This is a genomic window from Methanolobus mangrovi (assembly GCF_031312535.1).
Lineage (GTDB): Archaea > Halobacteriota > Methanosarcinia > Methanosarcinales > Methanosarcinaceae > Methanolobus > Methanolobus mangrovi.
Window position 1 is genome coordinate 360,629 of record NZ_CP133594.1, and the last position, 12,718, is coordinate 373,346.

Sequence of the window (12,718 nt, forward strand, 5' to 3'; positions counted from 1 at the left end):
GCCTTAATGAATATCATTGATTCTGCTGCACACCTTATATTTGGTAAATATGTACGAAAGCATATTCACCGATATGAAGGGCAGAGGTCCATGATACGTAAAGCAGGTATGGGGGTCCTAATTGAGCAATATATTGCCCAGGTATACTTCTTTTCTGTTTTGATGGCCTTTTTAGCCGGTTTAACAGGAATATTGATCGGATATTACTTTTTAGCTGATATAAGGCCTTATATGTTGGGGATTGAAAACTTCCCTTTCTGGATCACAACTAACTTTCATGTGTTGGTAAGTTTCGGACTGGGTGCTGTTTTTTTTATAATAGCTGCATACCTTACCTATTACATATTTATGTCACTACCTGAAATACAGGCAAATGTCAGAAGCACCCGTATAAACCAATCACTTCCTCACAGTACGGCATACCTGTATGCAATGAGTCGGGGAGGCGGGCTGAATCTTCTTGATATCATGAAATCACTGGCCGAGAACTATCACATCTATGGTGCATCTGCAGAAGAAATAGGATTTCTGGTCAAAGATATGGAGTACTATGGTACTGACCTCTTAAAAGCAATTGACAGGGCAGGACAGAGAACTCCTTCCAAGAAGTTCAAGGATTTTCTGGATGGACTTACATCTATTGTTACAAGTGGTGGGGATGTTAGTTCTTATCTTAAGGCAAAGAGTGATCAGTATCGTCTGACAGCTACTAAGGAACAGAAGATCTTCTTTGAAACTCTGGGAGTACTGGCAGAAGTATACATTTCTGCTTTTGTCGCAGGTCCGCTTTTTCTCATAACTATTCTTGTAGTTCTGGGACTTATGAATTCCAGCGCAGCCAGTATGCTTGAATTTATAGTATATGTAGTGATTCCGATAGGAACAGTTATCTTTCTGGTACTTCTCAATTCGTTGACCAATGATAATCCTAAAATACCTGATTTTTACGTGATGGAGAAAAAGCTGAATAGCTTCCCATATGTGCCCATAAAAGAAGGGGATGTGACTGAAGAGCAAAAGAGGAAGCGTATCAAATATTACTCCCGTTTCATCAAGGCTATGGACAAGGTCCTGCATCCTTTCAGCCTTTTTACAAGTAAACCTTCATATGTATTACTCATCACTATTCCATTGGCAGTAGCTTATTTCTTTTTCAAGGTAAATAATTACGTAAATATTGCAAACATTGTCTATTTTACCAATTTTAATACTCTGACAATGATTATTATTGATGATCATATCTTTATTGCCTTGCTCATATTGCTGGTACCTTTTATTATATTCGATGAACTGCGTACTTATCGTATAAAGCAGATAGAATCAACGATTCCTGATTTTCTTTACAATCTTGCAAGTATCAATGAGGCTGGCATTCTGCTTGTGGATGCTATCGTCATGAGCATGCAATTGAAGATTGGTGTCCTGCATTCAGAGGTAAAACGTCTTGTTAGTGACATATCCTGGGGAACAAAGCTGGATGATGCATTGCAGAAATTCGAATTCAGGATTCGTACTGATATGACAAGGCGTATAATCAATCTTATAATCAAGGCAAACGAAGCTACAAGTGATATCAAAAGTGTGCTGACAATAGCTGCGAATGATGCGGATATGCAGAGACAGCTTAAGAAAGAGCGTAATGCAGAGATGTTCGTTTATGTCTTTATAATCTACATATCATTCATGGTGTTTTTGTTCATTGTTTACATTCTTGCAGCTTATTTCCTTCCGGCAATGCCTGCATCCACAGCAGGTGGACTTGAAGGCGTTGCTTTCATAGTTGATTTTGATCTTGAAAGGTACACATTGTTATTCTTCCATGCGGCTATGATACAGGGTTTCGGCTCAGGACTTGTTGCAGGAAAAATGGGCAGTGGAAATATTCATGCAGGTTTGAAGCATTCTATAATGATGATGTCTATAGCTTATCTTGTGTTCGTATTTTTGATATGAGGGTGGGATGAGAATGTGGATAAGAATGCGGCGGCATAACATAAATAAGAAAATTCATACAGGAACAAATGCTGGTTCCGGGGTCATAACAGGAGAAGTGATGTAGGTGAAAATTAAAAAGCTGGAGTTTTGTGAAAATGCAATTTCTAGTGTGGTCTCTGCTGTTCTTCTCCTTGGTATACTTGTATCTGTAATCACTGTTATCAATGTACAGTATATCCCGGAGTGGAAAACCGCTGCTGAACAATCTCATATGGATGATGTTTTCTATGACATGGCAGAGATGAAAAATGAAGTTGATATTCTCTCTTCCTATGTCAGAACAGACGCTTCCACAAGTCTTTCTGTAAGCATTCCTATTAAGATGGGAGGTGGTTCTTTACCTATATTCAGTCCAGGTAAGTCTGGTGGGAGATTGGCAATAAATGAAGAGAACTTCAGCCTGAATATTGTGGCAAATACACCTGGTCTTACTTACAACAGTGATTCTGTTCTCCTGGATTTAGGAACTGTAAGTTATATGTCAGACAACAATTATTTTGTTGACCAGAAACTAGTTTATGAGAACGGAGCTCTGCTGATCTCACAAAATGATTATTCTCTGATGCGCCTTGCACCTCAGATTGGTATGAAAATGACAGAGAATGAGACCAATATCACCATGAATATCAATACTATTGATATCAATGGTCCTAAAAGAAGTATTAGCAGTAATTCAGTTGAAGAACTGAACCTCAGGACGAATGGTTCTGATTCCCTGTATTGGGAGGGTATAGTTTTCACTGATATGACGATGATAGTGGAAACATCATATCCTTCTTCGTGGGTAACGTTCTTTGAAACATTGGCAGAGGATGCAGGTATAGATTCGGCGGGTTATTCAATAACTTCAAATGAAACGGCAGTTGTATTTTTCCTGGAAGGAAACACCGGGGAAGACATTAAGCTCAATGTAACAAAGACTATTTTTGATGCCAGGCTGAATCTGCTGATATGAGTACCAGTTTGGCCAATGACTTTTATCTATCATTTAAAGCTTAAGTTCATCAATGATGAGACTACATTTTTAAATGGGGATTTTTGATGATCAAAGAAGCAATGCTTTATGAGAAACTTGATGATGGTAAAGTACAGTGTAAGCTTTGCAGCCACAGGTGCCGGATATCGCCGGGAAAAAGAGGATTTTGTGCTGTGCGGGAGAACAGGGAAGGCACTCTTTACACGCTAAACTATAATGTTGTTTCAAGTGAGGCACTTGACCCTATAGAAAAAAAGCCGCTTTTTCATTTCCATCCAGGTTCCTTGGCATATTCACTTGGAACAATCGGCTGTAATTTCAGGTGCAAGCATTGTCAGAACTGGACTATATCGCAGATAGATATAGACGAGGCTAATGCCATTGAAATGAGTCCGGAGGTGGCTGTTGAAAGGGCTGTGGCTTCAGGAGCAAAAGTTATTGCATGGACCTATAATGAGCCGACCATCTGGTTCGAGTATACTTATGATTGTGCCAGGCTGGCAAAGGAAGCAGGACTGGCAACTGTATATGTGACCAATGGTTACATTACGCGGGAAGGGCTGGAACTGATATCTCCGTACCTGGATGCTTTCAGGGTTGATATCAAGGCTTTTACAGAGGAGTTCTACAGGAATATCACAAGTGCAAAACTGGCACCTGTTCTTGAGTCCTCAAAGCTTGCAAAGGAACTTGGAATGCATGTTGAGGTTGTGAACCTCATTATACCAACGCTCAATGACTCTCCTGAGGAGATACGGGAGATGGTGGTGTGGATACGTGACAATCTCAGTGCCGATACTCCTGTTCATTTTACACGCTTCCATCCCTACTATAAGTTACAGGATATTCCATCCACTCCACTGAAGACTCTTGAGATGGCATATAATGTTGCTAAAGAGGAGGGTTTGAAGTATGTGTATCTGGGGAATGTCGCCGGAACTGAACATGAGAATACGTTCTGTCCTCAATGTGGGGAGTTGCTTATTAAGAGGGGAATGTTTAGTATCGAGCTGAATAAACTGGCCGATAAACAGACTTGCCCGCGCTGCGGCGAAGTTATTAATATCGTGTCCAGGCAGTGAGGCAGGGTGCGGGCATTGCATTGTCTTCCGGATGATATAAAATCTCGATTTATGTAACCAGTGAAAGTTACCATATATAAACGATGTGTATTCTTCATCCCCTCTGCTTCCACTGGAACGTATATATCTTATGATACATTATGCTCATAATTATGATGGGGCGTAAAAAGTGGCGAAAAAAAGAAGATTTCAAGTCATTGCAATCAAAAGGTTTAAAAGCAATAACTACCTTAGAAGGGTTCGCGCGTAAGCGCCATGCCGAGAGCCGCAATAACTCAGTTGGTAGAGTGTCTGGCTGTTAACCAGAATGTCACAGGTTCGAGCCCTGTTTGCGGCGCTTCAAATCTTTTCTCAGATTGGGCCTGTAGCTTAGCCAGGTTAGAGCGCTCGGCTCATAACCGAGCGGTCACCGGTTCGAATCCGGTTAGGCCCACTAAAAACTTTGGCCTGTCAAATTCATGATAACTTATCCTTTTCTAAAGTAAAAACTACTCTCGTTTCAAAAGGTTTAAAAGCAATAACTGCATTAGAAGGATTCGCGCGTAAGCGCCATGCCAAGAGCCGCAATAACTCAGTTGGTAGAGTGTCTGGCTGTTAACCAGAATGTCACAGGTTCGAGCCCTGTTTGCGGCGCTTCAAATCTTTTCTCAGATTGGGCCTGTAGCTTAGCCAGGTTAGAGCGCTCGGCTCATAACCGAGCGGCCACCGGTTCGAATCCGGTTAGGCCCACTTAAAAACTTCATTTTTACATTACTTTCTATCAATGTTGTTACCCACCAACCAACCACTCCCTCTGTTCCTGCATGAGTACTTATAAGGAAGCAATAATAAATTCGATGACAAATGGATAAGTGGACTGAAAGGACCTTTCAGGCAGATACTAACGAACCTGAAACCCTTACAGAGGAAGAACCGCTTCTGGTTATAGAGAACAGGTTCCCTGGAAGGGATTACCACAGGAATTTTCGTAGTGTTCTGAGGAAGAGCAGCTCTTCATATAGAGATGCAGGCTATACGATAATAGATGATGCCAGCTTGCTTCCGGAGACACTTCCGGTTCTGTATAAGAGGATAACTACCTGAAAAGGTATATTTCTAATTTCACTTTTGCTCTTCATCTTGTGAATAAAAATAAGTCTGATCAGTTACATTTGATTATAGAAGATCATAGTATCATTATATCTTATTTATCAGAGTGGATTCGATGGAAAGAATATACAAATATTATCCGGAAGATTTTGGAGAACTAACTGCCAAAGTAGTACATATGGACCTTCTTTTCGATATCTTTGATGATCATACAAAGGTAAGATCAGATCTCAAATTAAGAACACTTGCTGATCCGATTAATGAACTGGAACTGAATTGCAAGAAACTTGAGATACTCTCCGTGACCTGCAAAGAGTATGATATCGATCATGAATACAGGGAAAAGGACGATATCCTCCTGATAAAGTTCGGCCAGACAGTACCCGGGAACACTGATATTCTGATAACGACTGAGACTATATGCAGACCTACAATGAACATACTGGAAGGTCTATATTATGATGAGACCCCGGCAGGTGCCCCGCCACAGCAGATCACACAGTGTCAGCAATGGGGATTCCAGAGGATCGTGCCATGTATCGATGACATGACAGCTAAATGCACCTACACGACTACCATCATTGCCGATGAGCGATATACGAATATGATCACCAACGGTGACATCATAGAGGAAAGACACTCCATCGGGAATGGAAGGGACATGATCGTTTATGATAACTCGATAACTCCAATGGCCACATATCTGTTCTTCCTTGGAGTTGGTACCTATGAGACATTCAGAAAGGAGTTCGAGTATCCTGATGGATACACTTTTGATCTGGAATTGCTGGTGCCACCGGGTTCTGACCCAGTAATAGCTCAGAGATCTCTTGATATTCTTTACGATTCCATAATGTGGATTTATCTTTTTACCGGTCCCAGACAATATGAACAACTGGAAATACGCCAACAGCTCATGGATATGGTCAGGCGAAGAGACCTTCTTAAAAATGAAGGCAAAGCTGCCAATGACAAACTGGACCTGATAAGGGAGGAACTGAATAGTGTTGTAGGGACCATACAGACCGGATACAGGTACACAGGTACCGTTTACAGGGAGATCGGCATGCAGAACTCCAATTTTGGTGGTATGGAGAATGTGGGCAACACCACCATCAGTACCAATCGTATAATGCCATTCCCTCAGATGACCGACAATGCTTTTGAATATTTAATGAGGGTGAAAGTGCATGAGTTCTACCATAATCTGAACGGTTCTGAGGTCACCGGTAAAAGTCCTTTTGAGATATGGCTCAACGAGGCAGTAACTGTCCATATAGAGAGGATGTATCATGCATATCATTTCGGTGAGGATTATAGTCGGCTTCAGGAAGTCCTTGACCTTCTGGCTCCTGGGTCCGGAACTTTTGCACTTGACCGGGGAGCAGCTTCCATGCCGATCATCCCTGATGGGTTCAATGATCCTGATGATCTCATCAGCGCTGTGACCTATGTAAAAGCACCTGAGTTTGTAATGATGATAGAGAAACTCATGGGGAAAAGTACATTTGTTGAAGCACTGGATGTCTATCACTCCCGATATAAACATTCAAATGCTTCAAGCTGGGAATGGATTGAAGCGATGGAAGAGGTTTCAGGACAGAAGTTCAAAGATATGGCAAATATCTGGCTGAAACAGACACAGTTCCCTGTGGTCCATGTCAAAACATCCTATGATGAGAATGAAAGGACCTACACATTGTTATTAGAACAGGAAGTCCCGGAAGGTGCTTCTTTCTGGCATCTTCCTTTCAGTGTAGCTCTTGTTGATGAAGAAGGAAATGACCTTGCTGAAGTTATGGAACTGATGCATGGTAAGGAGAAGACGATAGTTGTCAATGATGTTGATAAACCTGCATTCTTATCCCTGAACCGTGTTTATTCCTTCTTTGGAAAAGTGGTTCATGATGTTGATATAGATGAACTGGTCTTACAGGCAAGAGTGGACTCAGACCTGATAAACAGGTTCATTGCATTCTACAGGATCGTAGATATGGAAAAAATGAAGCTGATCGGTAACAGCGATTCTCTTCCATCAAAAGAGTTCACAGACCTGTATAATGAGTTCGTCATGGACAATGACCTGATGAATGAAGCAGGTGCTCAGTTCCTGACCATCTTTGAGTCCGTGGAGGATGAGGGACTTTCACACAGCTACCAGTTGTTATATGAGGTTAAGAAGAAACTTCTCAAAGCAGTAGCAAGCAGACATGAGGATTCTCTGATAGCACTTTATAAGGTTTACAGCGAAAAGGAATATGATGGTCAGGACTACCTGAACGAAGAAGTGACTGCTATCAAGGATCGTCAGGTAAAGAATACAATTCTCTCTGTCCTTTCCACTCTTGATACTCCCACAGTGCATCAGATGATAAAGGCACAGTTCGAGACAGCTCAGAATGCTACTGATAAATTAAGTGCTTTCAGTTATTATCTTAACAGTTCAGCACCTGACAGAATCCCGCTGATGCAAGCCTTCCAGAAGGAAGCACAGAAGGATCCGGTAAGCTGGGAAGCTTTCCTGAGGGTTGTAGGAAGCAACAGTAGTAATGATGTATTTGATCTAGTAAGGAAAGTTGGAAGTTCCAGTTCTTTCAGGATAGAGCAGGCAAATGATCAGAGAGCACTTTACGGAAGCTTTGCATTTAACCGAAAGAGATCCCTTCAGACCGAAGAGGGAAGGAAGTTGCTTGAAGATATAGTCCTCAGGTTGGCAAAGGTCAATGAGTACAATGCTGTAAGCATACTCAATGTCCTTGCTAATATCGATAGGATGGAGGAAGAGTATCACATTCCTCTGGTGGGAATGATGGCTCGTTTCCTGGAACAGCTCGATAAGGACAGTTCACCAAGTGTCTACAACAGGATAAGGAAGATACTGCTCAATACTCCGAAGGCCGTGGGAAGATATGAAGCGGTCAATGGTAAGGTCAATATCGGTTAAAAGTATGAAATTGACCGATATCAATTTTATTTTTTATAAAGGAGGAGATATGGATAAGCAAATGGTCAAAATGGTGGTGATACGGTCAGACACGTAAAAGCCTGAATATTCATTTCCCTATTCCTGATCGCCGATCTCCCGAAGCATTTTCTCTTTGTCAACAGGGATCGCTAGCTCCTTGAAATGATCTATAATATCAAGTCCCCATTGTCTTGCCTGAGGTCCATAGCTTATGAGTTTCAGATGATCGAGCACAAGGTCCTTGTTAAACAATGTTATCATGAAAATATCGTCGGTGACTGTGATCGATCCTATGGGTATTTCTTCTTTCATGAAGAACAATTCTGACCCTTCTGACTCGAGTATTTTTTGAAGATATTTTGAACCGTCCTTTTTCATTCTGTCGAAAACTGCTTTTGTGAGTATAAGGGTTACATCCACTCCTTTTTTAGCAAGCTGGGCATAATTATGCGGACACTGGGGATGGAAGAATGAAGCAAGGGTCCTGATATTCTTTGACTTTGCAAGGCTCTCATTGAACTCCTCCGGTGGCTCAAAAAGATATATCATGTCCGGTCTTTTAAGTTCACATTTTCCAAGGTTCCACAAGCGACTTCGAAATTCCTCGGGAATGCTGCTGATGTGACGGCTCATCCAGTAATCATAGTTCTCCTCAAAAACATCGATGGTTCCAAGAAGAGGTTCCATTTTTTCAACGAGTATCCTGGCAGCTTCTGTCAGGGAATAAACCCTTTCATTGCACACAATAAGGTTAAGCTTTCTCAACTTCTTGATCTGGGGAAGCATGGCACTGGAAGTAACATCGAGTGCTTCTTTTATTTCTTCGATATCCTTTGGACCTTCCATCAGCAGTAAAAGAAGCTTTTTTCTTTTTTCGGAAAGGAAGATCGCATCTATAAGTGAATCTTTCATTTATGTTTCATCCTGAATTTAAGGAAACTGTGTATATCTCATATATTAAGCATGTTAATTTATTATATTTATTTGGTTTTGACTATTTCAAAGCCCTCACGATTTTTAACGCCTTTGTTTATTTTGATCCCTGTGATGTTTTTTCATTATTTTACGATACAGTAGAGGGTTAGTATATAAACGTTCAGTCTTAACATCTACTTGTTGACGTCATTAATTCACAGTTGATCGCGATTGAAAATGTGTTAGAGTTCAGTATCAGTGAGGCATCATCCATGACCAGTTATACAATCAATGAAGCTTTGAAAAGCAAGCTTGAAGAGATGTTTGAAAATCGTGTATCTTTCAGTGAACTTGAAAGGATCGTCTATTCCCATGATGTGGGAGTCATCCCTGACTCTGTCAAAAAGACCATTGCCACAATGCCGGATGCAGTCGTTCAGCCTGTAAACTCCAATGAGGTATCTTCTCTTGTCAGAATTGCAATTGAGAATAAGATCCCTCTCATCCCAAGAGGTGCAGCATCCAGTGGATTTGGTGGAGCAGTTCCTGTGGCAAATGGTATTGTTATCGATTTTTCAAGAATGAACAATATCATCTCCATTGATCCCGATGATCTCAGTGTGGAAGTTGAGCCCGGTGTAGTATGGTCGGAACTGGATGAGAAACTCAAAAGAAAGGGACTTGCATTGCGTCTGTATCCGAGCAGTGCACCCACATCTACGGTGGCCGGATGGGTCGCTCAGGGAGGTAGTGGCATCGGCAGTTATGAGTACGGCACTTTCCGGGACAACATCGTTTCGGTAGAAATGGTCGATCCCATGGGTGACCTGAAGGTAATGAAAGGAGATGATATAGACCTTGTTTATGCTCTCGGAGGTATCACCGGCATAATCACAAAGGTTACTATCAAAGTGAAAAAGGCCGAAGGAATTACGCCTGTTCTTGCGGCATTCACAGATGAAAAGAAATTACAGGCAACACTTGATGAGATAAGGGGTTCAGGAACTGACCTGTGGTCTGTAAGCATCCAGACACCGGGCTATGTGGGACTGAGCCAGCAGGCAGCAAATGAAACAAAGATGCCACGGGGCAAATACATTGCACAGTTAGTTTATAGCCAGTCCCATGCTGAAGTTGCTTCCCTGATCGAAAATATTGTCAGCAGCAACAAAGGTGAGATTCTCCCTGAAGATGTTGCAGTTCATGAGTGGGACAACAGGTTCCGCACAATGAGGCTCAAGCGTCTTGGTCCTTCACTGGTTGCAAGTGAACTTATTGTACCAACAGATTCACTGGGAGATTTCCTGAAGGCAGTTGACAGGAAATTCAAGGGTGAGTTCGTCTTTGAAGGCATAATGGAAACTCCTGACAGGCTTATCATGATGGGATTCATGCTGGCCGATGAAAGAAAGACCAATTATCCACTGAAATTCTCATCGTCGCTCATAGTTGCCGATATTGCGAAGAAGATGGGGGGAAGACTTACTGCCACAGGCATATTCTTCACCGATGATTCAAAGGAGCTGCTGGGAGAGACACTGTTCAACAGGGTAGTTGCTTTCAAGAAGGAGTTCGACCCTGCACATATAATGAACCCGGGAAAGATCCTGCCACCTTCGGTTGAGAAGAACTCTCCTATAAAACAACTTTCCATTGCCATGAAAGGTGCCAGCAAGGGTAAATCCTTAATGAGCTTTGCAGGGAAGATCATGGATGGGAAAGATGTGGAATACAAGTATGGCGACAAATTACCTGAGGAGATAGGGAAGGATGCATTCATCTGTGCGCAGTGCGGAGCCTGTAAGACCACCTGTACCATGTATGACGCAGACCCATGGGAAAGCAGATCTCCAAGGGGTAAATGGTACCTGCTTTCCGAATATCTGAAAGGTAATATCGAATTCGATGAGGAATTCGCATCCACAATGTTCCTGTGCGCTACCTGCAAGAAATGTGATCTAAAATGCCAGACAGACCTGTCAATAGCTCATAATTTCATAAATATGCGCAGCATCATGGGACAGAAGAACTTTGAGAACACAGGTCTTGGGATCATCAGGGAGAATGTGCTAAATGCAGGAAACTTCTGGGGACTGCCAGGGGAAGCGCTTGAGTGGAAGGCTGATGATATGAAGATGGCTGACACGGGAGCAATCGGATACTGGCCAGGCTGCTGGTCTTCTGCTGTTACAAAGAACATGCCTCAGAACATAGTCCGAATACTGAACAGGGCAGGTGTCGAACTGGTTAACCTCGGAGAACAGGACAATATATGCTGTGGCCTTTACCTTGCACTCGGAGGATATACCGAGGACTTCGTGAAGACTGTTGAGAAAAATATCAACCTGATCAATGAGAAGGGTGTAAAGACACTGCTATTCTCCTGCCCGGGATGCTTTGCCACCTTCACCGAACAATATGCTGCTGTTGCAGAGATGCTTGGTCTTGACTGGGATGTTGAGACAAAGCATGTGGTTGTCCTCCTTGATGAACTTATCAGGGATGGAAAGCTAGATATCGAGAAGCCGGTTGATAAGAAGGTAACATACCACGATGCATGTCATGTATCAAGGTGGTTCGGTGCCTATGAGTATCCAAGGAACGTAATAAATGCCATTCCCGGTGTGAATCTTGTGGAAATGGAACACAACAGAGAAGATGCTCTCTGTTGTGGTATTGTGACATCTTTCGATGACCTGCCTACGGTTGCCCATTGCGGACAGAAACGTATCTTTGAGGCAATGGACACAGGAGCAGATTACGTCATTACCAATTGTGCGGGTTGTGCATCACAACTCAACCTTACCACCAATATGATGGAAGCACCTGTTAAACAGAAGGATATAACGGATATATTGTGTGAATCCATGGGAATAGAGGTCACATATGATCCAACGGAAACGATCGGTCAGTTCATGAAGCAGGCGATAGAACTTCTCGGCACAAGTTGTGTTCGCCATAAGTGAGGTAAATTGTCACAGGGAAAAGGCCGATAAGTCGGTCGTTTTCCTCCTTTTTCTTTTCTCTCCTCAGAAAAATGCAGAAACATTATCATAATTAGCAAGGAACCACAGGCCGAAAACAGCCATGAAAGCTCCGCAGAAGTAGAGTATCCTTTCATGTGTTCTTGGTGAGAACAGTTCTTTTCCTCTTGAGAATGAAGATGAGACTGCTACAAGGAATCCAAGGTCTGCGAGCCAGTGTCCCAGAATGAACACGATAACTGCGGAGATGCCTAACAGGTATTCCTGAAGGATAATAGCACTACCTGCTGTCAGCCACCATATGACAAGGGAAGGATTCAATGCAGAGGTTATGACTCCTGTGGATACAGGGCCTGATGACAGTTCCTTTTTACTGGATGATGAAACAATATCCATTGTTGAAACCTTCTTCGCACTTTTGATGAGCACCATTCCGAAAAGCACCATTACCAGACCGCCTATTATGGATATGCCTGACATGATACTCTCTCCAAGAAAAGCGGTGGCACCAGCAAGGATAAGCAGGAAAATGGCTGTTTCCACAAGTGCATGTCCAATAAATACCCAGGGTCCGGTTCTCCATCCGTTCTTCATGGAAATGCCAATGGTCGCGAACATCATGGGTCCGGGAATAATAGCAGCAGATATGCCTACTGTGATTCCCAGAACAAGAGCTTGTAACAGATCTATAATGTCTATCACCTGATAACCA

General features: G+C 42.4%; 8 protein-coding genes and 4 tRNA genes. 10 read left to right on the top strand and 2 right to left on the bottom strand.

Annotated elements, in window-relative coordinates:
• The first annotated feature begins 6 nt into the window (after positions 1 to 6).
• The 9 genes from RE476_RS01900 to RE476_RS01940 all read left to right on the top strand — a co-directional run bounded on the left by RE476_RS01900 (position 7) and on the right by RE476_RS01940 (position 8,086).
• The gene (locus tag RE476_RS01900) at positions 7 to 1,953 is read left to right on the top strand and encodes a type II secretion system F family protein (protein ID WP_309308664.1); all 1,947 of its coding nucleotides are present in this window, start codon (positions 7 to 9) and stop codon (positions 1,951 to 1,953) included.
• A 106-nt stretch (positions 1,954 to 2,059) separates the two neighbouring features.
• On the top strand, positions 2,060 to 2,950 hold the full coding sequence (locus RE476_RS01905) for a hypothetical protein (RefSeq protein WP_309308666.1): 891 nt from the start codon (positions 2,060 to 2,062) through the stop codon (positions 2,948 to 2,950).
• 86 nt (positions 2,951 to 3,036) lie between these two features.
• Positions 3,037 to 4,053 (top strand): AmmeMemoRadiSam system radical SAM enzyme, encoded by a 1,017-nt coding sequence (gene amrS / locus RE476_RS01910; RefSeq protein WP_309308668.1) that lies wholly within the window; start codon positions 3,037 to 3,039, stop codon positions 4,051 to 4,053.
• Between the two features lie 264 nt (positions 4,054 to 4,317).
• Positions 4,318 to 4,390, top strand: a tRNA-Asn gene (locus tag RE476_RS01915).
• 21 nt (positions 4,391 to 4,411) lie between these two features.
• A tRNA-Ile gene (locus RE476_RS01920) sits at positions 4,412 to 4,486 on the top strand.
• Between the two features lie 127 nt (positions 4,487 to 4,613).
• Positions 4,614 to 4,686, top strand: a tRNA-Asn gene (locus RE476_RS01925).
• A 21-nt stretch (positions 4,687 to 4,707) separates the two neighbouring features.
• Positions 4,708 to 4,782: transfer RNA gene (locus RE476_RS01930), tRNA-Ile, on the top strand.
• A gap of 114 nt (positions 4,783 to 4,896) precedes the next feature.
• The gene (locus RE476_RS01935; protein ID WP_309308670.1) at positions 4,897 to 5,136 is read left to right on the top strand and encodes a hypothetical protein; all 240 of its coding nucleotides are present in this window, start codon (positions 4,897 to 4,899) and stop codon (positions 5,134 to 5,136) included.
• A gap of 121 nt (positions 5,137 to 5,257) precedes the next feature.
• Positions 5,258 to 8,086: a M1 family metallopeptidase gene (locus RE476_RS01940; protein WP_309308672.1), complete on the top strand. Its 2,829-nt coding sequence runs from the start codon at positions 5,258 to 5,260 to the stop codon at positions 8,084 to 8,086.
• A 117-nt stretch (positions 8,087 to 8,203) separates the two neighbouring features.
• On the opposite strand, the gene RE476_RS01945 is transcribed toward RE476_RS01940, so the two are convergent.
• Positions 8,204 to 9,019 carry a helix-turn-helix transcriptional regulator gene (locus RE476_RS01945; RefSeq protein WP_309308674.1) on the bottom strand — a complete coding sequence of 272 codons (816 nt, stop codon included), beginning with the start codon at positions 9,017 to 9,019 and terminating at the stop codon, positions 8,204 to 8,206.
• Positions 9,020 to 9,294: 275 nt separating this feature from the next.
• Here RE476_RS01945 and RE476_RS01950 point away from each other — a divergent pair, with 275 nt between their 5' ends.
• Complete coding sequence (locus tag RE476_RS01950; RefSeq protein WP_309308676.1) at positions 9,295 to 11,988, top strand: FAD-binding and (Fe-S)-binding domain-containing protein; 2,694 nt, start codon at positions 9,295 to 9,297, stop codon at positions 11,986 to 11,988.
• 63 nt (positions 11,989 to 12,051) lie between these two features.
• On the opposite strand, the gene RE476_RS01955 is transcribed toward RE476_RS01950, so the two are convergent.
• Positions 12,052 to 12,708, bottom strand: coding sequence for a LysE family transporter (locus tag RE476_RS01955; protein WP_309308678.1), 657 nt, complete (start codon positions 12,706 to 12,708; stop codon positions 12,052 to 12,054).
• Positions 12,709 to 12,718 lie beyond the last annotated feature (10 nt).

Excerpts from the sequence above, each read along its gene's own strand:
- RE476_RS01900 (WP_309308664.1), top strand. The coding sequence starts at position 7 with ATGAATATCATTGATTCTGCTGCACACCTTATATTTGGTAAATATGTA.
- amrS (WP_309308668.1), top strand. The coding sequence starts at position 3,037 with ATGATCAAAGAAGCAATGCTTTATGAGAAACTTGATGATGGTAAAGTA.
- RE476_RS01935 (WP_309308670.1), top strand. The coding sequence starts at position 4,897 with ATGGATAAGTGGACTGAAAGGACCTTTCAGGCAGATACTAACGAACCT.
- RE476_RS01940 (WP_309308672.1), top strand. The coding sequence starts at position 5,258 with ATGGAAAGAATATACAAATATTATCCGGAAGATTTTGGAGAACTAACT.
- RE476_RS01945 (WP_309308674.1), bottom strand. The coding sequence starts at position 9,019 with ATGAAAGATTCACTTATAGATGCGATCTTCCTTTCCGAAAAAAGAAAA.
- RE476_RS01950 (WP_309308676.1), top strand. The coding sequence starts at position 9,295 with ATGACCAGTTATACAATCAATGAAGCTTTGAAAAGCAAGCTTGAAGAG.